Below are 25,488 nucleotides of genomic sequence, written 5' to 3'. Positions count from 1 at the left end.
CATAAGACCACTGGAGACACCGGCCTCGCTGTCGAATTCTTTAGCGACTTATCGCAGCCGGATGCGCGCCGCGCGCTGGAATTCTGCCGGGCTCTGGCCATAGGTCTGGCGGAACGAGGCAGTGAAGTGGCTGTGGCTCGAAAAGCCGAGCTCGAGGCCGAGCGCAGTCAGATCGTCGTACTTGCCGAGAAGATCGAGCGCCCGGGCAAGGCGCAGCCGCAGCTGATAGCGATAGAGCGGCGTCGCCTCGACCTGCTGGAAGACCTGGGTGAGATAGACGGGCGAGACGCCGACTTCGGCGCCGATCTCCGCAAGCGTCCAGCGCCGGGCGAGGTCGGAGGAGAGCACCAGCTTTGCCCGATCGACAAGCTTCTGACGGCCGATACTGGCGCCTGCTCCATGTGACGTGCGTTCGCCAAGCGAACGGCGAACGAGGGTAAGCGCAAGCGTCTCCGCTTCCAGCGTCTCGGCAGCGCCCTGACGCAGGCCATGGCGCAGAAGGGCGACGAGCGCCTGCGCCCGCGGGTCGATCCGCCGGCGCTGCCGGCGAAAGCCGAACAGATCGCCGGGCTGGACCTGGTCTCGGGGCGCCAGTTCGGCCAGCAGCGCGTCATCGACGGAAAGGTCGATGCAGGCATCGCCTCCATCGACAGGATGGCTGATCTGGTAACCTTGCCCGGCATTGAAGAACAGCATCTGGTTGGCTTCTGCCACCGTGTCGCTGCGCCCGACATGGCGCATGAAGACGCCACGATAGGGATAGACGAGGCTGGTCTTGTGGGCGCATTCCTCGTCGCTCCTGTGACGGCATTCGCCATCGCAGACCACGTCACGGATGGTGACGGTATCCGTCTTCAAAAGCAGCGCTGTCGAAAATTGCGGCATCATATCGTCCGGGGATTGCGGGCGCACCCTAGCATAGTTCAATCGCGGGAATAAACGTGCACGTCGCTTTCGGTCTGGTAGCGCGACAGCCCGATATCCTTCAGCTGCGCATCCGAAAGCTCCATCACGGCATTCAGGTTACGCCGCTCGCGAAGCTTGCGCGCAGTCCAGCGATAGAAGGAGAGGAGGGCGGTGCCCAGCCGGGAACGAGCTGTCCGCAGCAGGTGGCCGTTGCGGCCGGAGATGAGGGTGGTCGAGCCGTGCATGATGTTGCTCCATCGGTGTTGTTTCGATGGAGGCAGTGAACCACTTGCACGGCTCGCCCGCTGTCAGATTATTTAGCGATCGAACGGCAGCTTATTTCAGCAGCCACTCATGCTCTGGCGCGTTGTAGAACTTCCATACCCGCTTCGGCCCGGCCATGACATTGAGATAGTAGAGATCGTAGCCATGCGTCGCGGCACAGGGGTGATAGCCCTTCGGCACCAGCGTCACGTCGCCGTCTTCGAGCACCATCGCCTCGTCGAGCGAGCGGTCGTCGGTATAGACGCGCTGGAAGCCGAAGCCCTGCGGCGGGTTGAGGCGATGATAATAGGTCTCTTCCAGGAAACTCTCGTTCGGCAGATTGTCCTGGTCGTGCTTGTGCGGCGGGTAGGAGGAGGTGTGGCCGCCCGGCGTGATCACCTCGACGACAAGCAGAGAATGCGCCGAGGCATCGTCCTCGGGCATGATGTTGTTGACGTGGCGGACATTGGTGCCCTTGCCGCGTGTCAGCGGTGGATGCGTGCCCGGCGGGATCGCCTTCGCCTCGTAGGTGCCGCCGCCCGGTGCGGAGCAGACGGCAAGTTCCAGATCGGTCTCGGCGGTCACCGACCACGCCGATTCCATCGGGATATAGAGCGCATGCGGTGCGCCGTCGAACGGGCTCATGCGCTCGCCGAGCGTGCCGAAATCGCGGGTGCCGGCCGAGGCCTTGCCCTTGCCGCTGACCCAGACGAGGCAGATCTCGCGCTCACCCGTTTCGCCCGATGCGGTCTCGCCCGGTTTCAGCCGGTACATGTCGAAGCCGACATGGGTCCAGCCGGCGCTCTCCGGCGTCACATGGGTGACGCGGCCGCTGGTGCCTGCGGGTTTTACCTTGAGATTCGGCATGGTGTTTCCTCCTCGATGTGTCCGTGGCTGCGGCCACCCCCCTCTGTCCTGCCGGACATCTCCCCCACAAGGGGGGAGATCATCTAGGGGCGGCCGCTCGCTCTACTCTCATTGTCTGGCGAGAACCTGCCTGCGAGTCGATCTCCCCCCTTGTGGGGGAGATGCCCGGCAGGGCAGAGGGGGGTATCACGCCCCACGGTTCTCACGTTCAAGCCCCCTTCGGGAACCCTTCCGTCTCCACGGTATAACCCGCAGCCGTCATCACCCGCATCAGTTCGGCATAGCCGACCTCGGCCATCTTCTTCGGCGGTGCCTTGCGCGGGTCCTGTTCGGCTTCGACGACGAACCAGCCCTCATAGCCGTAATCGGCAAAGCGCTGGACGATCGCGGCGAAATCGAGCGAGCCGTCACCGGGAACAGTAAAGGCGCCGAGCGCCACGGCGTCGAGGAAGGACTGCTTGCTGCGGTCGAGGCCATCGACGACAGGCTTGCGGATATCCTTGACGTGGACGTGGTTGATGCGGGCGTGGTGGTTGTCGATGGCGCGCAGCACGTCGCCGCCGGCAAAGGCGAGGTGACCGGCGTCGAGCAGCAGCGGAATGCCGGCGCCCGAATGCTTCATGAAGGCGTCGAGTTCCGGTTCGGTCTCGACCACGGCCGCCATATGGTGGTGGTAGGAGAGGGGCATGCCCTGATCGGCGCACCATTCGCCGAATTCGGTGACGCGACCCGCATAGGCCTTCATTTCGTCATCGGAAAGGCGCGGCTTGGTGGCAAGCGGCTTGGAGCGGTCGCCCTGGATGGAACGGCCGACTTCGCCATAGACGATACAGGGCGCGTTGACCGCCTTGAACAGCTCGATCATCGGCGCGATGCGGTCCTTGTTGGCGGCAAGCTCCTCGTTGACGAGGGTGCCCGAGAACCAGCCGCCGCACAGCGTCACGTCGGCGGCGCGCAGGATCGGCAGCATTTCATCAGGATTGTTCGGGAAACGGCGGCCCTGTTCCATGCCGGTAAAGCCCGCGCCGCGCGACTGGCGCAGGCATTCTTCGAGCGATACGTCGTCGCTGAGTTCAGGAAGATCGTCGTTCCACCAGGCGATGGGCGACATGCCAAGTTTGGCCTTCATTGGTATTCTCCTCGTAGATTGGTGGCCGTGGCCCCCTCATCCGGCTGCCGCCACCTTCTCCCCGAGGGGAGAAGGGGATTTGCAGCGCTGCCTCTGTTCCCTTCTCCCCTCGGGGAGAAGGTGCCCGAAGGGCGGATGAGGGGGCTACGCGCTCTAAGTTCTCGAAATCTTCAACCAGCCCGCTGCGCCTGACGTGCCTTCACATAGGCCGCATGCGCCTTGTTGACCTGATCGCGCGGGCTGACTTCAGGCACGGCGACATCCCACCAATGGCCACCGGCTTCCGTGGTGATCAGCGGATCGGTATCGATGACGAAGACCGAGGTGCGGTCGTTCTTCTTCGAATCGGCGATCGCCTTCTCCAGCTCGGCGATCGACGCGACCTTGACGGCAATCGCCCCCATCGCTTCGGCATGCGCGCGGAAATCGATCTCCGGCATGACCTCGTGATAGGAGTCCTTCAGCAGATTGTTGAAGTTGGCGCCGCCGGTTGCCATCTGCAGCCGGTTGATGCAGCCGTAGCCGCGATTATCCAGCAGCACGATGTTGAGCTTGACGCCCATCATCACCGATGTCGCCAGCTCCGAGTTCAGCATCATGTAGGAACCGTCGCCGATCATCACGACGACGTCCTTCTCGGGATGCGCCATCTTGGCGCCGAGGCCACCGGCGATCTCGTAGCCCATGCAGGAGAAGCCATATTCCATGTGATAGCTGCCCGGTGCCGTTGCCGGCCAGAGCTTGTGCATTTCGCCAGGAAGACCGCCCGCGGCGCAAAGGCCGATCGCCTTTTCGAGCTCGAACGAGCGCGTCACGGCGCCGATCACCTGGGCGTCGGAGGGGAGCGCCACATTGGTGGACGCCATCGCCTTGCTGGCGGCCTCCATCCAGACGTTCTTTTCCTTCGTCGCCTTCTCGGCAAGTGCTGCCGGCGCCTTCCAGCCGGAAAGACCCTTTGACAGCGCCTTCAGGCCCTCACGCGCATCGGCGACCAGCGGCTGGCCATCATGCTTGTAGGCGTCGTAGGCCGCGATATTGAGGCCGAGCATCTTCAGCCCGTCATTCTTGAAGAGCGCCCAGGAGCCGGTGGTGAAGTCCTGGCATCGGGTGCCGACGGCGATGATGAGATCGGTATCCTCGGCAATCGCATTGGCGGCCGAGGTTCCGGTGACGCCGACCGAACCGAGTGCCAGCGGATGCCGCTCGTCGATCGCCGACTTGCCGGCCTGTGTCAGCACGACGGGAACACCGTGCGCATCTGCAAAGGCGGCAAGTTCTTTGGTCGCCTGCGAATAAAGCACTCCGCCGCCGGCGATGATCACCGGCTTCTGCGATGCCTTGATCAGCGCGATGGCCGAGGCAAGCTCGTCGGCATCAGGTTGCGGACGCCTGACGGCCCACACCTTTTCTTCGAACAGGCTTTCCGGATAGTCGAAGGCTTCGGCCTGCACATCCTGGCAGAGCGACAGCGTCACCGGGCCGCAATCCAGCGGATCAGTCAGCACCTGCATGGCGCGCTTCAGCGCCGAGATGATCTGCTCGGGGCGGGTGATGCGGTCGAAATAGCGCGAAACCGGGCGGAAGGCGTCGTTGGCCGAGACCGTGCCGTCGCCCCAGTCTTCGATCTGCTGCAGCACCGGATCCGGCGCGCGATTGGCGAAGACGTCGCCGGGCAGGAAGAGAACCGGGATACGGTTGACATGCGCGACACCGGCGGCCGTCACCATATTGAGTGCGCCGGGGCCGATCGAGGTCGTGCAGGCCATGAAGCGCTGGCGGAAGCTCGCCTTGGCATAGGCGATCGCCGCATGCGCCATGCCCTGCTCGTTATGGGCGCGGTAGGTCGGCAGTTCGCTGCGCACCTGATAGAGCGCTTCGCCCATGCCGGCGACGTTGCCATGGCCGAAGATCGCCCAGACACCGCCGAAGATCGGCACCTTCTTGCCGTCGACGACGGTCATCTGCTTCTTCAGGAAATGCGCAACAGCCTGCGCCATCGTCAAACGGATTGTCTTACCCATCGGGTCCTCCCGAACCTTGCTCTAACTTTTCCCCTCCTGGCCCTCATCGAATCGAGAGGGCCAGGAGGGGTCTAATCCTCAAATTCTCAGTTCAGCCCTCGCGTCTTCAGCCAGGCCTCGGTCAGCTGGCGGAAACGGCCCGCCATGTCGGAAATCGCATCCTCGTCATTCATCTTGCCCGACAGCCAGCCGCGTGCCGCATCGGCAAAGATCGTGCGTCCGACGGCAAAGCCCTTGACCGACGGGGCGGCGAGTGTCGCCTCGAAGCCCTTGAGCAATTCGTCGGCCGGCGCCTCCAGCCCGAGCAGCACGATACCGCGGCACCATGGATCATTTTTGGCAATGACGGCATCGATCTTCTTCCAGGCGGCGCTCGATGCCTGCGGCTCCAGCTTCCACCAGTCCGGCTTGATGCCGAGCGCATAGAGCTCTTCCATCGCCGTCGAAACGGTATCGTCGGTCAGCGGTGCGTTCTTGCTGGCGATGATCTCGACCAGCAGTTCGCGGCCCACCTTGCGGGCGGCTTCGAACAGCGTCCGCAGCTTTTCCTGCTGCTCGAGCTTCAGCTCTGCCGGATCATCGGGGTGATAGAAGCACAGGCACTTGATGCAATGGTTCAGCGGCCATTCGACGAGCTCCGAGCCGATGTCCTGGCTGAATTCGAAGCGCAGCGGTTTCGAACCCGGCAGCTCGACCGGACGGCCGATCCAGGAGAAATTCTTGGTCGCGGCGTCAAAGAAGGCATCGCGGCCGAAGCGCTCGTCGATCAGCATGCCATAGCCGCTGCGATTGTTGGCAACCCGGGCGGCGGCCTCGACAGCCAGCCGCTTGAAGGCGACGATCTTCTTGTAATCGACGCCGAGCTCGTCGCAGACGCTGGTGAGCTGCGAGCGATGATCGATCGCCAGCGCCATCAGCAGCGGAATGTCGCCCTTGCGGGTGGAGGCCCAGTGAATGTGGTTGATCGCCTCGTCCTTGCGCAGCGCCCGGTGTTCGCTGCCCTTCTTCAGGAAGAAATCGAGCTCGGCCCAGGTCGGATATTCCGGCGAGCAGAGCAGGCGGGACACCGCAAAGGCGCCGCAAGCATTGGCCCAGGTGGCGCAGGTCTTCAGCGGCTCATTTTTCAGCCAGCCGCGCAGGAAGCCGGACATGAAGGCGTCGCCGGCGCCAAGCACGTTGAACACCTCGATCGGGAAACCTTCGCCGACAATACCGTCTTCCAAATTGTTGCTGATCGGGCCGTCATAGACGATGCAGCCCATGGCGCCGCGCTTGAGCACGATGGTGGCGGGCGACATCCGGCGGATTTCCTTGAGCGCGCCGAGCACGTCATCAGCGCCCGAAGCGATCAGGATTTCCTCTTCGGTACCGATGATCAGATCGCAATCCGGCAGCGTCTCCTTCATCTTCGAGGAGACACGGTCTGACTTCACATAGCGCTCGAATCCCTCGGCATGGCCGGCGAGGCCCCAGAGATTCGGGCGGTAGTCGATGTCGAAGATCACCTTGCGGCCGCTCGCCTTGGCAATCCGGATCGCCTTGCGCTGTGCTGCCTCGGTGTTCGGGCGGGAAAAATGCGTGCCGGAAACCAGAACCGCGCGCGACGACTTGATGAAGTCCTCATCGACATCGCTTTCCTCCAGCGCCATGTCGGCGCAGTCGGAGCGGTAGAAGATCATCGGCGAAACGCCTTCGGCCTCGACGGCGAGCAAAACGAGCGCCGTCAGCCGCTCCTTGTCGGTCTTGATGCCTTTGGTCTCGACGCCTTCACGCGCCGACTGCTCGATGATGAAGCGGCCCATCTGCTCGTTGCCGACGCGGGTTATCAGCGCCGACTTCAGCCCGAGCCGCGCCGTGCCGATGGCGATATTCGCCGGGCAGCCGCCAACGGATTTCGCAAAGGAGCCGATATCTTCAAGCCGCGTGCCGATCTGCTGGCCATAAAGGTCAACGGAGGAACGGCCGATGGTGATCACATCGAGAGATGCCTCGGGCTGCGCACCCGGATTCGATTCTACCATATTGTCCTCCCGCTCATTTTTATGCGGTCTGAAATGTCCGCGAATTGGCAATAATGAAACAACGGTTCCGTCTTGTTGTCAATTCGGAATATTTATTCCATTTTGCTTTTCGACGGCTTTTGGCTCTGTGTCTTGCGCCTGCGCTCGGCGATCGCCACCGGCAATGCCATGGTCAGCGCCATCGACGCCGACAGCGACCGGAATCCGGCAAAATCCGCCTCCGCCACCTCGAACCAGCAGGTTGCGCGTGATGCCAGTGGTGAAAAGGCCGAATCGGTGATGGCAACGACAGGCACGCCACGATCGGCAAGCGCTTCGGCCTGTGACAGGCTGTCGGCCGCATAGGGCGAGAAGCTCGCCGCGATCGCTGCATCTCTCGGCGTTGCAAACTGCACCATCTCAGGATCGACGCCATTCGGCGACGCAACGATCTGGTGGCGGATGCCGAGCTTCGAGAAGGCATAGGTCATATGCGCCGTGAGCGGATAGGAGCGGCGCTTGGCGATCAGGTAGATCGTCTCGGCGCTTGCCAGGATATCCACCGCCTTGGTGAAGGTCTCGCTCTGCACCGTCGAAGCCATGCGGTTGATCGACTGGCTGGCCGCACCGATGAAGCCCGACAGCAGATTGGCGTCCTCATCGTCACCGCCGGATTGCTCCAATGTTACCAGACGCTCTTCATAGCTCAGCGTCCGGTCGCGCAGCCGCTCGCGGAAAATGCTCTGCAGATCCGAAAAGCCCTCGTATCCGAGATGATGCGCAAGCCGCACCAGCGTCGATGGCTGAACCTCGGAGGCCGCGGCGATGCTGGCCGTCGTGCCGAAGGCGATTTCATCTGGATTGCTGAGCGCGAAGGCGGCGACCTGCGCCAGGCGCTTCGGCATGCTCACCTTCCGCTCGATGATCGTGCTGCGCAGACTCTCGAAATCGCGGGGTACGCGCGTCTGCGCTTTGGCGTCGTTATCCATGCAGGCAATCCAAGAAATGAAACATATATTCCATATTTCGCACCATAGATGATTTCTCCCGGCGTTTCTAATTGTTTTTAATTCGCTGAATTTTCAGTATTTTAGACATGAAATGAACAATGATGCCGCAAATGTCGCAACATTAGCATCTTGTCAAAATGATCTAAATATTCCAAAAATCGCCTCGCTTTCGGAGGAGGATACGCAAAATGAGGCCACTTGGCATAGGTTTGATCGGTACCGGCTATATGGGCAAGTGCCACGCGCTGGCCTGGAATGCGGTCAAGACCGTCTTCGGCGATGTGGAGCGGCCGCGCCTCGTGCATCTCGCCGAAGCCAACCCCGATCTCGCCAGCTCGCGCGCCTCCGAATTCGGCTTCGAGAAGGCGACCGCCGATTGGCGGACGCTGATATCGGATCCTGAGGTCGACGTCGTCTCGGTGACGACGCCCAATCAGTTTCACGCCGAAATGGCGATTGCAGCGCTTGAAGCGGGCAAGCATGTCTGGTGCGAAAAGCCGATGGCACCTGCCTATAAGGATGCCAGCCGCATGCTCGACGTCGCCAAGGCATCGGGCAAGGTCGCCGTGCTCGGCTACAATTATATCCAGAACCCGATCATGCGGCATATCAAGACGCTGATCGAGGAAGGTGCTATCGGCACCGTCAACCATATCCGCGTCGAGATGGACGAGGACTTCATGGCCGATCCTGATGTCTTCTTCTACTGGAAGAGCGAGCTCTCGGCCGGCTACGGTGCGCTCGACGATTTCGCCGTCCACCCGCTGTCGCTGCTCTGGTATCTCTTCGGCCATGTCGAGGCCGTCATTACCGATATGGTGAAGCCCTATGCCGATCGTCCGGTCAAGGAAGGCGGCCGCCGCGCTGTCGAGAATCACGATGCGGCCAATGTGCTGATGCGTCTCGGTGGTGGCATTTCCGCCGTGCTGATGGCCAACCGCGCCGCCTGGGGCCGCAAGGGCCGTATCGCGCTGCAGATCTATGGCTCGAAGGGCTCGATCGCTTACGATCAGGAGCGGATGAACGAGTTCGACCTCTATCAGGCGACGGGACGCGGCACGGAACAGGGCTACCGCAAGATTCTCGCGGCTCCGGCGCATCAGCCCTATGACCGCTTCATTCCCGCACCGGGCCACGGCCTCGGCTTCAACGATCTGAAGATCATCGAATGCCGCGAACTGATCCGCGCCATTTCGGGCGAGCCGTCGTCCTTGGTGACATTCGAAGACGGTCTTAGGATAGAGAAGTCTGTTCACGCCATGGCACAGTCGTTTCACGAGCGCCGCTGGATCGAGATCGACTGAAGAGATTCGCTTCCGGTTGACGGCGCAAGGGGCGGGGACTACCTCTCGCCCCAACAACGAATGCAGGGAGCGGGACAGTGACGGACAGACTGGTAATCATAGGCGCAGGGCAGGCAGGCTTCGCCATGGCTGCGAAACTCCGCGCCCTCAAGGACACGCGCCCGATCACCATACTCGGCGCCGAGGATGTGCTGCCCTATCAGCGTCCGCCGCTGTCCAAGAAATACCTGCTCGGCGAGATGAGCTTCGATCGCCTGCTGTTTCGCCCGGAGCAGTGGTACCCGGACAATAATGTCGAGATTCGCCTCTCCACCTGGGTCGAGCAGATCAAGCGCGACACCAAGCAGGTGCTGCTGCAGGACGGCTCCTCTATAGAATATGGAACGCTGGCGCTGACGACCGGCTCGACGCCGCGCAAGCTGCCGGCAGCCATCGGCGGCGATCTCGAAGGCGTCTATGTCGCCCGCGACAAGCGCGATGCCGACCTGCTTGCCGGCGAAATGCGCCCCGGCCGCCGTGTCCTTATTATAGGCGGCGGATATATCGGCCTCGAAGCGGCGGCTGTCGCCCGTCATCTCGGCCTTGAAGTCACCGTCATCGAGATGGCCGACCGAATCCTGCAGCGCGTCGCTGCCAAGGAGACCGCCGACATCATTCGTGTCATCCACGAAACCCACGATGTGGTGATCCGCGAAAAGACCGGATTGAAGCATCTGATCGGCCGGGACGGCCGTGTTGTCGGCGCCGAGCTGTCCGATGGGTCGGTGATCGACATCGATTTCGCCATCGTTGGCATCGGCGTCGTCCCGAATGACCAGCTTGCTAAGGAAGCAGGCCTCGATGTCGCCAATGGAATCATCGTCGACGAGTTTGCCCGCACCTCCGACCCCTCCATATATGCAGCGGGCGATTGCGCCGTGCTCCCGTGGCAGGGCGGCAAGATCAGACTCGAATCGGTACAGAACGCCGTCGACCAGGCCGATGCCGCCGCTGCGGTGATTGCCGGCGGTAACGCAGCCTATGATCCGAAGCCGTGGTTCTGGTCGGATCAGTATGACGTGAAGCTGCAGATCGCCGGTTTCAACCTCGGCTACGACGAAACGCTGCTGCGCCCGGGCGCTCGCGAAGGCGCGCATTCCATCTGGTACTTCCGCAAGGGCCAGTTCATCGCCGTCGACGCCATCAACGACGCCAAGGCCTATGTGACAGGCAAGAAGATGCTGGAGAGCGGAATCAATCCGGACAAGGCCATTCTGGCCGACGGTGCTGCCGATCTGAAGCAGCTCCTGGCATAAAGACCGGGTGCCCTGTGGTCTCGACTGTGAAAAGCCGAAATAGCGCTTGATTCACCAGTCGAATGACTCTATCAGGCTCCCAACCGGAGAGGTGGCCGAGTGGTCGAAGGCGCTCCCCTGCTAAGGGAGTATACCCGAGAGGGTATCGTGGGTTCGAATCCCATCTTCTCCGCCATCCTTCCCAAAAAAGATCATTCAGCATTTCGTTTGTGACGCCCGGCTGCGAATCCGCATCGGGCGTTTTGCCGTTCAAATGGAATCGAATTCAGTTCCCCGCAGAATCAAAAATGGGAATCACCGCAGGCTGGATGTGATTCACGAGCCTCCATCTCTGGTCATCGGCGCAAACCAAATCCTCCGGCACGACAAGCAAGATGTGCCGAAAGCCCCGAATCCGGCGGAAAATCGGTATCATTGCGGCACATAACGCCGGTTCATCCACATGTGTGATGCCGCTAAACCCCTGCAAAACCGGGCGTTTCTTAACGAAGTATAAAGAAGCCGGCGGGGCGTATGTCGATTTTGTGTCCTTTGAGCAACAGGGGTCTGTGAAGGCAGATGCAAACAGCACAAAGGAGGCAGTTGGTGATTGCGTGACGGACGGCGTCTTGTATTTTCAACCTCGGAAGCGAGGGCGGTTGATCGTCCGACTTCTTGAAACATGGGGATGGGGCAGGGAACGCTGCTCTAACGGCGAAAAATCCCAGACCCGATCGAAACTTTGAATTGGAGGTCACCAATGACAATCAAGAGCCTTCTTCTCGGCTCCGCTGCTGCTCTCGCAGTAGTATCCGGTGCACAGGCTGCCGACGCTATCGTTGCAGCTGAACCGGAAGCAGTAGAATACGTTCGCGTTTGCGACGCATACGGCACTGGCTACTTCTACATCCCGGGCACCGAAACCTGCCTCAAGATCGAAGGCTACGTTCGTTTTGACGTAAACTTCGGCTTCGGCGATGCGTACGAAACTGGCGGTACGCCGCTCGGCGCGACTGAAGACTGGAACGTCCGCACCCGCGGTCAGGTTCAGTTCACTGCCAAGAGCGACACTGAATACGGCCCGCTCACCGGCGTTATAGTCTACCAGGCTAACTACCGCCCGGCTGGCGACGCTCTGAACCAGTCCTCGCAGGACTCGACCGTTCTCGACACCGCTTACATCGACATCGCTGGCCTCCGCGTCGGTAAGTTCGTTAACTGGTGGGATGATGACTTCTCGGGCGAGTTCGACACGCTGAACTCCGGCACGACGAACTTCAACACCATCCGTTACCAGTATGAGTCTGGCGACTTCTACGCTGGTATCGCTGTTGAAGAACTCGGCGGCCAGGGCTTCGATTGGGAAACCAATGGTAACGACGTCGGTATCGACGTTGGCGTTGGTGGCACGGCTGGTGCCTTCACGTACCAGGTCATCGGCGGCTACGACATCGACGCTGAAGAAGGCGCTGTTCGCGTAAAGCTCGGTGCTGACATCGGTCCGGGTACCTTCGGTATCGCTGGTATCTACTCCAGCGGCCAGAGCGCTTACTTCACGGCTGGTGAATGGTCGGTTGCTGCTCAGTACGCTGTCAAGGCTACTGACAAGTTCACGATCACCCCTGGCGTTCAGTACATCGGCAACACCGAACTGGACGCAGACGGCAACTACGACGACGGCCACACCTGGCTCGCTGGCGTAACGTTCGACTACCAGATCGTAGAGAACCTCTCCACGAAGCTGGCAATCAACTACGGCAATGCTGACGACGGCGCTGGCAACAGCACGGACGGCGTAAACGGCTTCTTCCGCCTGCAGCGCGCATTCTAATCTGATCTGACTTCGGTCTAATCAGGAAAGCCCGGCTATCGAGCCGGGCTTTTTGCTTTTGTGGCGTTCAAGATCTAAGCGCTTAGCCTGTGGACTATGGTCGCCTAAGTGCAAACCTCGATAAACCGCTCCAACTGCGATGGCATAGAATCGATATGCAGCAGCGGCGCGTGCCCCTGCTGCCGGGCGGTCAAGCGCACACTGTCAGGATGGCGCCTCAGCATCTCCAAAACTGTCTCCTCGGACAAAAGCTTTGAATTCTCGCCGCGCACGATCAAGAGCGGCGCAGCCGTCATCGCCGCAAACTGCGTCCAAAGATCCGGCAATGGATTACTGAGATCGGCGGCCGTCATCGCTTCCGCGATAGCGGGATCGAAGTCGCTCACGATTCCATCTTCAGTCTGGCGATAGATTGCCTGCGCCATCTCCTGCCAGTCTGGTACCGAGAGTGCCGCAAAGTGGCTGCCATGCAGCTCCCGCAGCATTCTCGCCGCGTCGTCCCAGCTATCTGGCTGCCGTGCCTTGCCGAGATAGTCCTGGATATGCCGCAAGCCTGCCTGCTCAAGCACCGGTCCGACATCGTTCAGCACCACGCCTGCCAGCAGTTCCGGCCTCATTGCGGCAATCAGATGCAGGATCAGACCGCCGCGGGAGGTGCCGATGAAGATGGCGCGGTGGATGTCGAGTGTCTCGCAGAGGGCAAGCACATCCTGTGCCTCGACGGCGATGTTGTAATTGGCCTTGTTGTGATCCCAGTCGGAGAGCCCGCGGCCGCGATAGTCGAGGGCGATGACGCGGCGGGGTGATTGTGGGTTGGTCGAGAGCACAAGTGCCAGCTGGTGAAAGTCGCGCGAATTGCGCGTCAGGCCGGGCAGGCAGATGACGGGAAAGGTGCCTATATGCGCGCTGCCATAGTCCCGCGCATGCAGGCGCAGGCCGTCTGCCGTGGTGATCGTCGGTGCCACAAAGCCAGTTCCGAAATTCGTCGACATCGCCATCTCCCTGTCGAGAGGGAGGTTAGCGCCGGCGCATCATTGCGCAAGCGCTCTCAGGAGGAGCGACCGCCGATCATGTCGCGCACGATATCGGGCGTCTGTCCGAGCCGGGCTTTGTAGACTTCATAGTTCTCCAAAACCCGCTGCACGTAGTTGCGGGTTTCGGGGAAGGGGATGCGCTCGATCCAGTCGACGATCTCGTCGATATTCTTGCCGCGCGGGTCGCCGTAGCGGGCGATCCATTCGGGCACGCGTTTCGGGCCGGCATTATAGGCGATGAAGGTCAGGATATAGGAGCCGCCGAAGGCGTCGATCTGTTCACCGAGATAATGAGCGCCGAGTGTCGCGTTATAGCCTGCGTCGCCGGTCAGCTTGTCGGCGGAATAGGCGATGTTGTGCCGCTTGGCGACGGCCTTGGCGGTCCCGGGCAGAAGCTGAAGCAGACCGCGGGCATTGGCGGCGGAGACCGCGGCCGGGTTGAATGCGCTTTCCTGCCGGGCGATGGCATAGGCGAGTGCCTTGCCGGAGCCGGAGATGTTGGCGCTTGCGGGAATTACGCCGACGGGGAAGGCAAGCGCCGCGACATCGATGCCGCGCGAATAGGCGATCTTGCCGATCTGCAGTGACAGATGGTGGTCGCCGGAGCGTTCGGCTTGCGCGGTGAGAATCGCCAGCTCGCCAGGGCTCTGGATCTGGTCGGCAAGCGCCAGATAGAGCGCCGCCGCCCGCCAGCCATGTCCGGCTGCTTCAAGGCGCGCTATCGCCTGCACCGCTTCGCGCGATTGCAGGTTCTGCCGGTCCTGGCTTGTCGGCGACGGATAGGAAACATTCAGCGTCTTGCGGCCCAGCCGTTCGCTGGCGAGCTGCCCGTAGAAGGTGCTCGGAAGGCTCGCGGCCTTGGTGTAGAACTCCTTCGATTGACCGGGACCACCGGCTTCCGCCGAGCGTCCGAGCCAATACCAGGCGCGTGACACGGAGAGCGGCCCGCTGGAGATCTGCAGGATCTTGCGGAAATGCTGTTCGGCCGCATTGGGGTCCTGAAGGCCGCGCAGCGCATACCATCCGGCATGGAATTCCGCCTCGACAATATCGGTCGGGCTGGTCGCCACACTGTTGGAGACGATGCGATAGGCGGCGGCAAACTGGCCCTGATCGACCAGCCCGCGGCTGATGATCCGCTGCTCGTTCCACCACTCGCCGGCATTCACCAGCTCGTCGCGCTTCGATGGCATCTGCGCCAGAAGCTTGGCGGCCTCGGCATATTTCTCCTGTTTGCGCAGATATTCGATGCGGGCAAAGAGATATCCGGGGTCTGTGCCCCATGTCTTGTCGACGCCGTTGAGCAGCGCCGCGGCGTTCGGCGCCTTGGCGGCGACGGCGGCCCAGGCCTTGTAGAGCGACTGCGCCTGTCCCATGTCGCCGAAGCGCTTGGCCTGCGCCGTGCGGCCGCGATACATGAGATAGTCCATGCGTGCCTTGTGGTCGGCAGGCGTGATCAGGCCCGAAAACTCGGCCAGGATCTTGTCTTCAGTTGCCTTGTCCAGGCCCTGGCCGCGCCAGACTTTGCGGATATATTTGGCTGCCTGCGCCTGCTTTCCGGCCGAAACCAATGCGCGCGATAGGATGATGGCGCCTTCGTTGGTCTCCGGCGCGGTATCGCCGAAAGCGGCAAACACAGCGGCCGGGTCAGGGTTTTCGTCGTAAAGCGCGCGTTCGGAATTGGCGCGCAGCCGCGAGAGACCGGGCCAGCCTTTCAGCTCCTGCGAGGCGCCGGCGATCTCGTAGGATGGGATACCCTTCTGTCCGGACATGGCGATCGCCCAGGTCAGGATATGGCGGTCGAGCGTTCCCTTCGCCATGCCGTCGCGAATGGAGATCGCCTGCTGCGGATCCTTGGCCGATAGCGCGTCGAGCCCGCTCTTCAGATCGCCGTTCACCGGCGCGACCGTACGCGGAATGGCGCCGGTCATGATCGATTCCGGCATGGATGTCTGCGGCACATAGCCGATCGGCTTGACGTCGGGGACCGGAACATCTGTCTGCGGCAATGGCGACGCGACGCTGCTCCACGCGGCGGCCGACAGGCCGAGGGCGGTCAGGGTCAGGACAGCTCTTCTCATCCGGGATACTCGCAACGAAAACGTGGCCCCAAGTCTCGCAAACGGCATCTTAATGAAAGCTTACCGGAACCGGTAAACTTCGTTCACATTTGATATCGGAATTTGCCCTAAACCGATCTCAGCATGCTTGTCGCGGCGTTTTCACCGCTCTATGGTGCGCAACTCTTATCCAAAGAATGCGGCCGAAGCGTGGATTTCGGCCTTAGGGAGTTCTGCATGTTCAAGGGATCCATTCCCGCCCTCGTCACCCCCTTCACGGATTCTGGCAATGTCGATGAAGCGGCTTTCGCCGCCCATGTCGATTGGCAGATCAAGGAAGGAAGCAGCGGCCTCGTTCCTGTCGGTACGACCGGCGAATCGCCGACGCTGTCGCATGCCGAGCACAAACGGGTGGTGGAACTCTGCATCGAGGCGGCCGCCAAGCGCGTCCCTGTGATGGCCGGTGCCGGATCGAACAACACGCGCGAAGCGATCGAGCTTGCCCAGCATGCCGAAAAGGCAGGCGCGGATGCCGTTCTCGTCGTTACACCCTATTACAACAAGCCGACCCAGAAGGGCCTGATCGCGCATTTTTCGGCGATCGCCGAAGCGGTCAAGCTGCCGATCTATATCTACAACATCCCCGGCCGTTCGGTGATCGACATGTCGCCGGAGACGATGGGTGCGCTCGCCAAGGCGCATTCCAACATCGTCGGCGTCAAGGATGCGACGGGCAAGATCGAGCGCGTCTCCGACCAGCGCATCACCTGCGGCAAGGATTTCCGCCAGCTTTCGGGCGAAGACGCAACGGCGCTGGGCTTCAACGCCCACGGTGGCGTCGGCTGTATTTCGGTCGTTGCCAATGTGGCGCCGCGCCTCTGTGCGGAGTTCCAGGCGGCAACGCTGGCTGGCGATTACGTCAAGGCGTTGGAATATCAGGACCGGCTGATGCCGCTGCACAAGGCAGTGTTCATGGAGCCGGGCGTCTGTGGCGCGAAATACGGTCTGGCCAAGCTTGGCCGCATGAGCCGCAACGTTCGCTCGCCGCTGGTCGCCTCGCTGGAAGCCGGCACGGAAGCCGCCATGGACGCAGCGCTCCGTCACGCCGGCCTGTTGAACTGAACCAAAGGTGAGGGCGGGCTCGCCCGTCTTCACAAGCACGGGTGGTTCCCCTACATAAGTGGCAGGAAATGAGGGCGCGCCGTCGTGCGCCCCAAGCAGTTGGAATTTCGTCATGGCCCCCAAAGGCAGCCAGCGCATCGTCAAGAAGGTCGTTGCCGAAAACCGCAAGGCACGCTTCAACTACGAGATCATCGATACCTATGAGGCCGGGCTCATGCTGATGGGCACCGAGGTCAAGGCGCTGCGCGACGGCAAGGCCAATATCGCTGAATCCTACGCATCGGATGAAGGCGGCGAAATCTGGCTGATCAATTCGTATTTGCCGGAATATCTGCAGGCCAACCGCTTCAATCACGAGCCGCGCCGCCGCCGCAAGCTGCTGCTGTCTGCGCGTGAAATCAATCGCTTGCGCTCCGGCATCAACCGCGAAGGCATGACGCTCGTGCCATTGAAGATCTACTTCAACGAACAGGGGCGCGCCAAGATGGAGCTCGCCCTCGCCAAGGGCAAGAAGCTGCACGATAAGCGCGAGACGGAGAAGGAACGCGATTGGAACCGGCAGAAGAGCCGGTTGCTCAAGGACAATCGCTAATCCTCAGCGCCTTCGGGCATTGCCTGCGCGCTAAAAGACAATCGGACCGTAATCGAAGATCACGGTCCGATGGAACAAACTCATCATGGAAGAAGGATGCAGTCGGATCACGCGGGTGAACCGGCCAGCCGGTCTTATTCGTCGCTCTCGGCAGCTGCGGGAGCCTCGACCTGCCTCTGCGGCCGCTCGGAAGGATCGCGGCCGATTTCCGCCTTGAGCGACAGGAGATCGATGAAGTGATCGGCCTGGCGGCGCAGATCGTCGGCGATCATCGGCGGCTGGGTTGCCATCGTCGAGATGATCGAAACCTTGCGGCCGCGGCGCTGCAGCGCTTCGACCAGCGTCGTGAAATCGCCGTCGCCGGAGAAGATCACGAGGTGATCGACGGTCTCGGACTGTTCCATCGCGTCTATCGCGAGTTCGATATCCATGTTGCCCTTGATCTTGCGGCGGCCCATGGAGTCGGTGAATTCCTTCGCAGGCTTGGTTACAACCTTGTAGCCGTTGTAATCGAGCCAGTCGATCAGCGGGCGGATCGAGGAATATTCCTGGTCTTCGATCAACGCCGTATAATAGTAGGCACGCAGCAGGTAGCCGCGTTTCTGGAATGCTTTCAGCAGCTTGCGGTAGTCAATATCGAAGCCGAGGCTCTTGGATGCCGCATAAAGGTTGGCGCCATCGATAAAGAGCGCAATTTTTTCCCGTGGGTCGAACATCGCCTGCCAATCCAATTAGAGTAATCCAAATAGTCTCTCGTCAAAAACACATAAAAACAATGGCTTAACTGGCGAGAGGAATAATCCGTAATTTATGAATTATTCATATACAGGAGATTTAGGGCACGATTCGGCATATTCCAAGCAACTATTGGTGGAAATGTCATATTCTCCGTGCGATTTTAACAGGATAGGCCGTAAACCGCAGGCCTACGCACGAAAAACTTGAATTCGCCGGGTTTTAATTGTATCGGGCGTACCAATCCCGAGATCACGACCGCAAAGGACAGGCAATGGCCCGTGTCACAGTTGAAGATTGCATCGACAAAGTAGAGAACCGCTTCGAGCTGGTTCTGCTTGCCAGCCACCGCGCCCGGCTGATTTCCCAGGGTGCCTCGATCACCATCGATCGCGACAACGACAAGAACCCGGTTGTAGCTCTGCGCGAAATCGCAGACGAGACCCTGTCTCCCGATGACCTGAAGGAAGACCTGATCCATTCGCTGCAGAAGCATGTCGAAGTCGACGAGCCCGAGCCCGATCCGGCCAGCCTGATTGCTGCCGGCGGCGTATCGGCTGCCGATGGCGAAGATCAGGACGATCAGCCGGAAACCATCACGTTCGACCAGATGTCGGAAGAAGAGCTTCTGGCCGGTATCGAAGGCCTCGTGCCGCCGGAAAAGAGCGACGACTACTAAGTCGCTGYCTGTCCGGTGCGCCAAATGATTTGACGATTACCAATCGTCAATCTTGCGCCTTTATTGCTACGGCATAATATTGATGATCCGTGCGCCAATCGTTGATTGGCGCGCTTTTATTTTTGTCGGAGTATTTTCGGGATGATGCGTCAGTACGAGCTCGTGGAGCGGGTGCAGAAATACAAGCCCGACGCCAATGAAGCTCTGCTGAACAAAGCCTATGTCTACGCCATGCAGAAGCATGGCCAGCAGAAGCGCGCCAGCGGCGATCCCTACATCTCCCATCCGCTCGAAGTCGCCGCCATTCTGACCGACATGCATCTCGACGAGTCGACGATTGCGGTCGCCCTGCTGCATGACACGATCGAGGACACGACCGCGACGCGCGCCGAGATCGACGAGCTGTTCGGCGAAGACATCGGCCGCCTCGTCGAGGGTCTCACCAAGATCAAGAAGCTCGACCTCGTCACCAAGAAGGCGAAGCAGGCCGAGAATCTACGCAAGCTGCTGCTTGCCATTTCCGACGACGTGCGTGTGCTGCTCGTCAAGCTGGCCGACCGTCTGCACAATATGCGCACGCTCGACCATATGGCCGCCGACAAGCGTGCGCGTATTTCCGAAGAGACCATGGATATCTATGCGCCGCTCGCCGGCCGCATGGGTATGCAGGATATGCGCGACGAGCTCGAGGAGCTCTCCTTCCGTCACATCAACCCGGAAGCCTATGAGACCGTCACCAAGCGCCTGGAGGAGCTCTCCCAGCGCAATGAAGGCCTCGTCAAGAAGATCGAGACGGAACTGCGCGATCTGCTCGTAGCGAACGGCATGGCGAGCGTTTACGTCAAGGGCCGCCAGAAGAAGCCCTATTCGGTCTTCCGCAAGATGCAGTCGAAATCGCTGTCCTTCGAGCAGCTGTCGGATGTCTACGGTTTCCGAATCCTCGTCGATGAAATCCCCGCCTGCTACCGGGCGCTCGGCATCGTCCACACCCGCTGGCGCGTCGTGCCCGGCCGCTTCAAGGATTATATCTCGACGCCGAAGCAGAACGACTACCGTTCGCTGCACACCACCATCGTCGGCCCGTCCTCGCAGCGTATCGAGCTGCAGATCCGCACCAAGCGCATGCACGAGATCGCCGAATACGGTATCGCCGCCCACACCCTCTACAAGGACGGCGCGACGACGCCTGACGGCGATATCCTGTCGCGTGAGTCCAATGCCTATTCCTGGCTGCGCCACACCATCGAGGCGCTGGCCGAAGGCGACAGCCCGGAAGAATTCCTTGAGCACACCAAGCTCGAACTGTTCCAGGACCAGGTCTTCTGTTTCACGCCCAAGGGCAAGCTGATCGCCCTGCCGCGCGGCGCCACCCCGATCGACTTTGCCTATGCCGTCCATACCAATATCGGCGACACCACCGTCGGCGCCAAGATCAACGGCCGCATCATGCCGCTGGTGACGAGGCTGGCGAATGGTGACGAAGTCGAGATCATCCGCTCCGGTGTCCAGGTGCCGCCGGCCGCGTGGGAAGAGATCGTCGTCACCGGCAAGGCGCGTGCTGCCATCCGCCGTGCCACCCGCATGGCGATCCGCAAGCAATATGCCGGCCTCGGCCACCGTATTCTCGAGCGCACCTTCGACCGCGCCGGCAAGATCTTCTCGCGCGATGCGATGAAGCCTGCACTGCACCGCCTCGGCCAGAAGGATGTCGAGGATGCGATCGCCGCCGTCGGCCGCGGCGAGATGTCGTCGCTCGACGTGCTGCGCGCCGTCTATCCCGATCATCAGGACGAGCGCGTCACCGTCAAGCCGAGCGGCGACGAGGGCTGGTTTAACGTCCGCAGCGCCTCGGGCATGATCTTCAAGGTTCCGGGCAAGAACAAGGAAGGCGCCGAAGCGGGCCTTCTCGCAGGCGAGCCCGGTGTCGACGCGGTTCCGATCCGCGGCATCTCCAGCAACATCGCCGTGCAGTTCGCGCCGACAGGTGCCGTGCCCGGTGATCGCATCGTCGGCATCATGGAGAAAGGGAAGGGGATCACCATCTATCCGATCCAGTCCTCCGCCCTGCAGCATTTTGACGACCAGCCGGATCGCTGGATCGATGTTCGCTGGGATCTCGACGAGGCCAACAAGTCGCGCTTCATGGCCCGCATTCTGGTCAATGCGCTGAACGAGCCGGGCACCCTTGCAAAAGTGGCGCAGACGGTTGGCGGTCTCGACGTCAATATCCGTATCCTGAACACGGTGCGTGTTGCCGCCGATTTCACCGAAATGACGCTGGATATTGAAGTCTGGGACCTCCGCCAGCTGAACCAGATGCTCGCGCAGCTCAAGGAACTGGACTGCATCGCCACCGTGCGGCGCCTCTACGACTGAGGCGTCTGCACATTTTATGATCGTTTTGTGACCAAAATTGCACGACGATAAGGCCATGTATGCGCAGGGCGCATGGCTGCACTCGTATTAGAGCGTTGGTAATTGTGCGCTGCAGCACCTATCTTCCGTGTCATCAGAGAATGAACGAAAGAAAGAGACAACGCTATGTTTGGTCCTATCAAGAAAATCGCCCGCGCCCTTCGCGCTCCGAGCGCCCAGGAACGTGAAATGGCCTACCTGAACGGTTCGCATGACCGTATTGATCTTGAGTATCGTCAGCGTCAGGTTGACCGCGGTCTGTTCCGCGCCCGTTAATCTGCGAATAATACTTCCGAAACTGTGATGGGGCGCCCTGTGTGATGTGCGCCCTGTGCGAAGAAACTGGACGGCGCGGCTGGCGGTAACCGTGATTATTCGCCGCTCTTGTCATGGTGAGGTGCCCTGCACTAAATAGCCGCCATGTTGTTCCGCCGTAGAAAACCCGCAGGATTCCGAGAAAGAATGCGCGAGGCCTTTTGGCCCCGCAAAGGCTTTCTGCGCCCAATGCGTTACTTGAAGATGCGCGTCCTCAGATTGACGGCCTCGCCGCATGCCGTCGCGGCAGGCGTGGCTGCCGGTGTCTTCGTGTCCTGGACGCCGTTTATCGGCGTGCATTTCATCATGGCCTTCGTCATCACCTACTTCCTGTCGGGAAGCATGGTGGCTGCCGCACTCGGATGCGCCGCCTTCGGCAATCCGCTGACCTATCCCTTCATCTGGGGCATCACTTGGGAAATCGGGCATCTGCTGCTGGCGCGCAAGGATACGCTGGCCGGCCAGCAGATCGATCTCCACGAGATGTTCCACCAGCTGCATTTCACCGAGCTTTGGCGCCCGGTGCTGGAGCCGATGCTGATCGGCGCCATCCCGCCCGCCGCCGTCACATCCGTTGTGCTTTATATGCTGACATACTACACCGTCAGTGGCTTTCAGTCGCGCCGCCGCACGCGGTTGATGGATCGCGCCAAGCTTCGTCTCGCCATCGCCGAGCATGACGTGCCGACGGTATGACGTCTCGCCCGCAGAAGGACCTTTCATGATCATCGGCATTGGCAGCGATCTCATCGATATCAGGCGCGTCGAGAAATCGATCGAGCGTTTCGGCGAGCGTTTCACAAATCGCTGCTTTACCGATGTCGAGCGGGCCCGTTCAGACCGCCGGGCAAACCGGGCCGAATCCTACGCCAAACGCTTTGCCGCCAAGGAAGCCTGCTCGAAGGCTCTTGGAACGGGCATCGCCCAGGGTGTCTTCTGGAAGGATATGGGCGTCGTCAATCTGCCGAGCGGCAAGCCGACGATGAGGCTTACGGGCGGTGCTGCCGAAATCCTGCAGGCAATGATGCCGGCAGCGCACCGCCCGGTCATTCATTTGACAATAACCGATGATTATCCGCTTGCTCAGGCATTCGTGATCATCGAGGCATTGCCGGAAGGCATCTGAGCCGCGGCCTGTCGTCGCTTTTAATGTTCGCGCCATTGCCGCCACCGGCCGAAGCCGCTAGAGAGAAGCAACTATAGAATTGCGCCGCTTCGGCGCCTTTGAGGAATAAGACTGCGTGTCCGAAAAAGCCGATACCAAGCCGAACGCTCTGTGGGAAAACATCAAGGTCATCATCCAGGCATTGCTGCTGGCGATGGTGATCCGCACCGTCTTCTTCCAGCCTTTCACCATCCCGTCGGGCTCCATGATGCCGACGCTCCTGGTCGGTGACTACATCTTCGTCAACAAGTTCGCTTACGGCTATTCGAAATACTCGCTGCCCTTCTCGCCGAACCTGTTTTCCGGCCGCATCTTCGAAAGCGAGCCGAAGCGCGGTGATATCGTCGTCTTCCGCTTCCCGCCGAATCCGGAAGTCGATTACATCAAGCGTCTCGTCGGCCTGCCTGGTGACAAGATCCAGGTGACCAACGGCGTGCTCTTCATCAATGGCAAGCCGGTTCCGAAGGTTGCCGACGGCACCTTCAATTCCGACTACGCGCAGGATCCGGGCCAGGACGTTCCGGTGTTCCGCGAAACGCTTGATGACGGCAAGACCTATGACACGCTCGACCAGTCGCCGGTTTCGCGCGGTGACAACACCCAGGAATTCGTCGTCCCCGAAGGCCACTACTTCATGATGGGCGACAACCGTGACAACTCGCTCGACAGCCGTTTCGACGTCGGTTTCGTTCCGGCCGAAAATCTCGTCGGCCGCGCCAGCGTCATCTTCTTCTCGCTCGGCAACGACACCTCGTTCCGCGAAATCTGGAAATGGCCGTCCAACATGCGTTGGGACCGCCTCTTCAAGGTTGTTGAATGACGAAGGCTCAGACGCTCTCGGCGGCCGACCGTTCCAAGCTTGAAAGCTTGATCGGTCATGAGTTCGCCGAGAAGGGGCGCCTGGACCGTGCCTTGACACATGCCAGCGCCCGGACGCAAAAGGGCGGCAATTACGAACGTCTCGAATTCCTCGGCGACAGAGTGCTCGGCCTCTGCATCGCCGAGCTGCTTTTCAAGACGTTCGGCAATGCTGCGGAAGGCGAGCTCTCGGTGCGGCTGAACCAGCTGGTCAGCGCCGATACCTGCGCTTCCGTTGCTGACGAGCTCGATCTGCATCTTTTCATCCGCACCGGTTCGGATGTGAAGAAGCTGACCGGCAAGCGAATGATGAATGTGCGCGCCGACGTGGTGGAAAGCCTGATCGCCGCGCTCTATCTCGATGGCGGGCTGGAGATCGCCCGCGGCTTCATTCTGAAGTATTGGGAGAAGCGTGCGGTCAGGGCCGACGGTGCCCGGCGCGACGCGAAAACCGAATTGCAGGAATGGGCGCACGCGAAATTTGGCGTGACGCCCCTATATCGTGTTGAAGAACGCAGCGGCCCGGATCATGATCCGCGCTTTACAGTGACCGTTGAAGTGGCCGGTGTGGCTCCTGAAACGGGCGTGGACCGTTCCAAGCGCGCAGCCGAACAGGTGGCTGCGACGAAGATGCTGGAACGTGAAGGTATTTGGCAGAAACCCTCTGCCGGGAATTGACGGAACAATGACCGAAGAAAATGACATCGCGCCCGACGGCGCCGCAGAAACGCATGGCCCGACCCATTCCGGCTTTGTTGCCCTGATCGGGCCGACGAATGCCGGCAAGTCGACGCTGGTGAACCGCCTCGTCGGCGCCAAAGTATCGATCGTCAGCCATAAGGTGCAGACAACGCGTGCCGTTGTCCGCGGCATCGCGATCCACAACAACGCCCAGATCGTCTTCATGGACACGCCCGGTATCTTCAAGCCGCGCCGCAGGCTGGACCGCGCCATGGTCACCTCCGCCTGGGGCGGGGCCAAGGATGCCGACGTCATCATGCTGCTGATCGACAGCGAGCGCGGATTGCGCGGCGATGCCGAGGCTATTCTGGAAGGGCTGAAAGAAGTCCCGCAGCGGAAGATCCTGGTTCTGAACAAGATCGACCGCGTCAACCGCGAACTGCTTCTGGCGCTCGCGGCAACGGCAAACCAGACGGTCCAGTTCGACCAGACCTTCATGATCTCGGCCGAGAACGGTTCGGGTTGCGACGACGTGATGAACTATCTCGCCGAGACGCTGCCTGAGGGCCCCTGGTATTATCCGGAAGACCAGATCTCCGATCTGCCGATGCGCCAGCTGGCGGCCGAAATCACCCGCGAGAAGCTCTTCCTGCGCCTGCACCAAGAGCTTCCCTATTCGTCTCACGTCGAGACAGAGAAGTGGGAAGAGCGCAAGGACGGCTCGGTGCGCATCGAGCAGGTCATCTATGTCGAGCGCGACAGCCAGAAGAAGATCGCTCTCGGCAAGGGCGGCGAAACGATCAAGGCGATCTCGTCGGCCTCCCGCCGCGAGCTCTCGGAAATCCTCGAGCAGAATGTTCATCTTTTCCTGTTCGTGAAGGTCCGCGAGAACTGGGGCGACGATCCCGAGCGGTTCCGCGAAATGGGACTGGATTTCCCGCGATAAAAGGTAGGTGAGGGGATAGCGCTTAGCGTCTGCGGCCCCCCTCATCCGGCTCTTCGAGCCACCTTCTCCCCGAGGGGAGAAGGGGCAAGCCGCAACCTCTCCATTCCCTTCTCCCCCGCGGGGAGAGCGACTGTCTTCGGCGTCAAGCGTTTTGCCATGGTTTTGCGTCCCGGATGATAGCGTTGAGGATGGTGAGGAGCTTTCGCATGGTTGCGACGAGGGCGACGATCTTCGGCTTGCCGGCTGCGACGAGCCGGTCGCGAAACGCCGGTCGCGAAAC

The 25,488-nt window shown here is 60.9% G+C and carries 23 protein-coding genes, 1 tRNA gene and 1 pseudogene; 14 read left to right on the top strand and 11 right to left on the bottom strand.

What is annotated here, in order from left to right; genetic code table 11:
- Nucleotides 1-48: 48 nt before the first annotated feature.
- The 7 genes from AC1DIJ_RS26745 to AC1DIJ_RS26715 form a co-directional block, all read right to left on the bottom strand.
- The gene (locus AC1DIJ_RS26745) at nt 49-885 is read right to left on the bottom strand and encodes a helix-turn-helix domain-containing protein (RefSeq protein WP_112390802.1); all 837 of its coding nucleotides are present in this window, start codon (nt 883-885) and stop codon (nt 49-51) included.
- Nucleotides 886-923: 38 nt separating this feature from the next.
- Nucleotides 924-1,151, bottom strand: coding sequence for a YjiS-like domain-containing protein (locus tag AC1DIJ_RS26740; RefSeq protein ID WP_112390776.1), 228 nt, complete (start codon nt 1,149-1,151; stop codon nt 924-926).
- A gap of 91 nt (nt 1,152-1,242) precedes the next feature.
- Entirely contained in the window at nt 1,243-2,037 is a 795-nt protein-coding gene (iolB, locus tag AC1DIJ_RS26735) for a 5-deoxy-glucuronate isomerase (RefSeq protein ID WP_112390777.1), read from the bottom strand.
- A 208-nt stretch (nt 2,038-2,245) separates the two neighbouring features.
- Nucleotides 2,246-3,166, bottom strand: a complete 921-nt coding sequence (gene iolE, locus AC1DIJ_RS26730; RefSeq protein ID WP_112390778.1) for a myo-inosose-2 dehydratase — start codon at nt 3,164-3,166, stop codon at nt 2,246-2,248.
- 170 nt (nt 3,167-3,336) lie between these two features.
- Nucleotides 3,337-5,187: a 3D-(3,5/4)-trihydroxycyclohexane-1,2-dione acylhydrolase (decyclizing) gene (gene iolD / locus AC1DIJ_RS26725; RefSeq protein ID WP_112390779.1), complete on the bottom strand. Its 1,851-nt coding sequence runs from the start codon at nt 5,185-5,187 to the stop codon at nt 3,337-3,339.
- 86 nt (nt 5,188-5,273) lie between these two features.
- The gene (locus AC1DIJ_RS26720) at nt 5,274-7,208 is read right to left on the bottom strand and encodes a bifunctional 5-dehydro-2-deoxygluconokinase/5-dehydro-2-deoxyphosphogluconate aldolase (protein WP_112390780.1); all 1,935 of its coding nucleotides are present in this window, start codon (nt 7,206-7,208) and stop codon (nt 5,274-5,276) included.
- Between the two features lie 92 nt (nt 7,209-7,300).
- Complete coding sequence (locus tag AC1DIJ_RS26715; protein ID WP_112390781.1) at nt 7,301-8,176, bottom strand: MurR/RpiR family transcriptional regulator; 876 nt, start codon at nt 8,174-8,176, stop codon at nt 7,301-7,303.
- 209 nt (nt 8,177-8,385) lie between these two features.
- Between AC1DIJ_RS26715 and AC1DIJ_RS26710 the strand changes: the two genes are divergently transcribed.
- The 4 genes from AC1DIJ_RS26710 (at nt 8,386) to AC1DIJ_RS26695 (ending at nt 12,606) form a co-directional block, all read left to right on the top strand.
- Nucleotides 8,386-9,501 (top strand): Gfo/Idh/MocA family protein, encoded by a 1,116-nt coding sequence (locus AC1DIJ_RS26710; RefSeq protein ID WP_112390782.1) that lies wholly within the window; start codon nt 8,386-8,388, stop codon nt 9,499-9,501.
- Nucleotides 9,502-9,578: 77 nt separating this feature from the next.
- Nucleotides 9,579-10,796, top strand: coding sequence for an FAD-dependent oxidoreductase (locus AC1DIJ_RS26705; protein WP_112390783.1), 1,218 nt, complete (start codon nt 9,579-9,581; stop codon nt 10,794-10,796).
- Between the two features lie 85 nt (nt 10,797-10,881).
- Nucleotides 10,882-10,971: transfer RNA gene (locus tag AC1DIJ_RS26700), tRNA-Ser, on the top strand.
- Between the two features lie 564 nt (nt 10,972-11,535).
- Nucleotides 11,536-12,606, top strand: a complete 1,071-nt coding sequence (locus tag AC1DIJ_RS26695) for a porin (protein ID WP_112390784.1) — start codon at nt 11,536-11,538, stop codon at nt 12,604-12,606.
- Between the two features lie 104 nt (nt 12,607-12,710).
- Here AC1DIJ_RS26695 and AC1DIJ_RS26690 read toward each other — a convergent pair whose 3' ends face one another.
- On the bottom strand, nt 12,711-13,598 hold the full coding sequence (locus AC1DIJ_RS26690) for an alpha/beta fold hydrolase (protein WP_112390785.1): 888 nt from the start codon (nt 13,596-13,598) through the stop codon (nt 12,711-12,713).
- Nucleotides 13,599-13,654: 56 nt separating this feature from the next.
- Entirely contained in the window at nt 13,655-15,721 is a 2,067-nt protein-coding gene (locus AC1DIJ_RS26685) for a lytic transglycosylase domain-containing protein (RefSeq protein ID WP_112390786.1), read from the bottom strand.
- A gap of 216 nt (nt 15,722-15,937) precedes the next feature.
- Here AC1DIJ_RS26685 and dapA point away from each other — a divergent pair, with 216 nt between their 5' ends.
- Nucleotides 15,938-16,822 (top strand): 4-hydroxy-tetrahydrodipicolinate synthase, encoded by an 885-nt coding sequence (gene dapA, locus AC1DIJ_RS26680; RefSeq protein ID WP_112390787.1) that lies wholly within the window; start codon nt 15,938-15,940, stop codon nt 16,820-16,822.
- Between the two features lie 112 nt (nt 16,823-16,934).
- Nucleotides 16,935-17,414, top strand: a complete 480-nt coding sequence (gene smpB / locus AC1DIJ_RS26675) for an SsrA-binding protein SmpB (protein ID WP_112390788.1) — start codon at nt 16,935-16,937, stop codon at nt 17,412-17,414.
- Between the two features lie 134 nt (nt 17,415-17,548).
- On the opposite strand, the gene AC1DIJ_RS26670 is transcribed toward smpB, so the two are convergent.
- The gene (locus tag AC1DIJ_RS26670) at nt 17,549-18,130 is read right to left on the bottom strand and encodes a LabA-like NYN domain-containing protein (RefSeq protein ID WP_112390803.1); all 582 of its coding nucleotides are present in this window, start codon (nt 18,128-18,130) and stop codon (nt 17,549-17,551) included.
- Between the two features lie 293 nt (nt 18,131-18,423).
- Between AC1DIJ_RS26670 and rpoZ the strand changes: the two genes are divergently transcribed.
- The 8 genes from rpoZ to era all read left to right on the top strand — a co-directional run bounded on the left by rpoZ (nt 18,424) and on the right by era (nt 25,208).
- A complete protein-coding gene (gene rpoZ, locus AC1DIJ_RS26665; RefSeq protein WP_112390789.1) occupies nt 18,424-18,828 on the top strand; it encodes a DNA-directed RNA polymerase subunit omega in 405 nt (134 codons plus the stop codon).
- 141 nt (nt 18,829-18,969) lie between these two features.
- Nucleotides 18,970-21,204, top strand: a complete 2,235-nt coding sequence (locus tag AC1DIJ_RS26660; RefSeq protein ID WP_112390790.1) for a RelA/SpoT family protein — start codon at nt 18,970-18,972, stop codon at nt 21,202-21,204.
- Nucleotides 21,205-21,369: 165 nt separating this feature from the next.
- On the top strand, nt 21,370-21,519 hold the full coding sequence (locus AC1DIJ_RS26655; RefSeq protein WP_112390791.1) for a DUF3563 family protein: 150 nt from the start codon (nt 21,370-21,372) through the stop codon (nt 21,517-21,519).
- A gap of 144 nt (nt 21,520-21,663) precedes the next feature.
- The gene (locus AC1DIJ_RS26650) at nt 21,664-22,254 is read left to right on the top strand and encodes a DUF2062 domain-containing protein (protein ID WP_112390792.1); all 591 of its coding nucleotides are present in this window, start codon (nt 21,664-21,666) and stop codon (nt 22,252-22,254) included.
- 25 nt (nt 22,255-22,279) lie between these two features.
- On the top strand, nt 22,280-22,684 hold the full coding sequence (gene acpS, locus AC1DIJ_RS26645) for a holo-ACP synthase (protein WP_112390793.1): 405 nt from the start codon (nt 22,280-22,282) through the stop codon (nt 22,682-22,684).
- A 115-nt stretch (nt 22,685-22,799) separates the two neighbouring features.
- The gene (gene lepB, locus AC1DIJ_RS26640) at nt 22,800-23,543 is read left to right on the top strand and encodes a signal peptidase I (RefSeq protein WP_112390794.1); all 744 of its coding nucleotides are present in this window, start codon (nt 22,800-22,802) and stop codon (nt 23,541-23,543) included.
- Complete coding sequence (gene rnc / locus AC1DIJ_RS26635; protein ID WP_112390795.1) at nt 23,540-24,259, top strand: ribonuclease III; 720 nt, start codon at nt 23,540-23,542, stop codon at nt 24,257-24,259. Before lepB ends, rnc begins: the two co-directional genes overlap by 4 nt.
- 7 nt (nt 24,260-24,266) lie before the next feature.
- Nucleotides 24,267-25,208 (top strand): GTPase Era, encoded by a 942-nt coding sequence (era, locus tag AC1DIJ_RS26630; RefSeq protein WP_112390796.1) that lies wholly within the window; start codon nt 24,267-24,269, stop codon nt 25,206-25,208.
- Nucleotides 25,209-25,350: 142 nt separating this feature from the next.
- On the opposite strand, the pseudogene AC1DIJ_RS26625 reads toward era, so the two are convergent.
- Nucleotides 25,351-25,488, bottom strand: a pseudogene (locus AC1DIJ_RS26625) (IS110 family transposase); the annotation flags it as partial.

It is taken from the genome of Rhizobium sp. 10N427 (assembly GCF_056394605.1).
Note: the sequence above shows the minus strand (reverse complement) of the source record. Positions and strands in the feature narration are given on the sequence as shown.

Excerpts from the sequence above, each read along its gene's own strand:
- iolB (WP_112390777.1), bottom strand. The coding sequence starts at position 2,037 with ATGCCGAATCTCAAGGTAAAACCCGCAGGCACCAGCGGCCGCGTCACC.
- dapA (WP_112390787.1), top strand. The coding sequence starts at position 15,938 with ATGTTCAAGGGATCCATTCCCGCCCTCGTCACCCCCTTCACGGATTCT.
- AC1DIJ_RS26655 (WP_112390791.1), top strand. The coding sequence starts at position 21,370 with ATGTTTGGTCCTATCAAGAAAATCGCCCGCGCCCTTCGCGCTCCGAGC.
- era (WP_112390796.1), top strand. The coding sequence starts at position 24,267 with ATGACCGAAGAAAATGACATCGCGCCCGACGGCGCCGCAGAAACGCAT.
- smpB (WP_112390788.1), top strand. The coding sequence starts at position 16,935 with ATGGCCCCCAAAGGCAGCCAGCGCATCGTCAAGAAGGTCGTTGCCGAA.
- AC1DIJ_RS26695 (WP_112390784.1), top strand. The coding sequence starts at position 11,536 with ATGACAATCAAGAGCCTTCTTCTCGGCTCCGCTGCTGCTCTCGCAGTA.
- AC1DIJ_RS26650 (WP_112390792.1), top strand. The coding sequence starts at position 21,664 with ATGTTGTTCCGCCGTAGAAAACCCGCAGGATTCCGAGAAAGAATGCGC.
- AC1DIJ_RS26660 (WP_112390790.1), top strand. The coding sequence starts at position 18,970 with ATGATGCGTCAGTACGAGCTCGTGGAGCGGGTGCAGAAATACAAGCCC.
- AC1DIJ_RS26685 (WP_112390786.1), bottom strand. The coding sequence starts at position 15,721 with ATGAGAAGAGCTGTCCTGACCCTGACCGCCCTCGGCCTGTCGGCCGCC.
- iolE (WP_112390778.1), bottom strand. The coding sequence starts at position 3,166 with ATGAAGGCCAAACTTGGCATGTCGCCCATCGCCTGGTGGAACGACGAT.
- AC1DIJ_RS26720 (WP_112390780.1), bottom strand. The coding sequence starts at position 7,208 with ATGGTAGAATCGAATCCGGGTGCGCAGCCCGAGGCATCTCTCGATGTG.
- iolD (WP_112390779.1), bottom strand. The coding sequence starts at position 5,187 with ATGGGTAAGACAATCCGTTTGACGATGGCGCAGGCTGTTGCGCATTTC.
- acpS (WP_112390793.1), top strand. The coding sequence starts at position 22,280 with ATGATCATCGGCATTGGCAGCGATCTCATCGATATCAGGCGCGTCGAG.
- AC1DIJ_RS26745 (WP_112390802.1), bottom strand. The coding sequence starts at position 885 with ATGCCGCAATTTTCGACAGCGCTGCTTTTGAAGACGGATACCGTCACC.
- AC1DIJ_RS26740 (WP_112390776.1), bottom strand. The coding sequence starts at position 1,151 with ATGCACGGCTCGACCACCCTCATCTCCGGCCGCAACGGCCACCTGCTG.
- AC1DIJ_RS26710 (WP_112390782.1), top strand. The coding sequence starts at position 8,386 with ATGAGGCCACTTGGCATAGGTTTGATCGGTACCGGCTATATGGGCAAG.
- rnc (WP_112390795.1), top strand. The coding sequence starts at position 23,540 with ATGACGAAGGCTCAGACGCTCTCGGCGGCCGACCGTTCCAAGCTTGAA.
- AC1DIJ_RS26670 (WP_112390803.1), bottom strand. The coding sequence starts at position 18,130 with ATGTTCGACCCACGGGAAAAAATTGCGCTCTTTATCGATGGCGCCAAC.
- AC1DIJ_RS26715 (WP_112390781.1), bottom strand. The coding sequence starts at position 8,176 with ATGGATAACGACGCCAAAGCGCAGACGCGCGTACCCCGCGATTTCGAG.
- AC1DIJ_RS26690 (WP_112390785.1), bottom strand. The coding sequence starts at position 13,598 with ATGTCGACGAATTTCGGAACTGGCTTTGTGGCACCGACGATCACCACG.
- rpoZ (WP_112390789.1), top strand. The coding sequence starts at position 18,424 with ATGGCCCGTGTCACAGTTGAAGATTGCATCGACAAAGTAGAGAACCGC.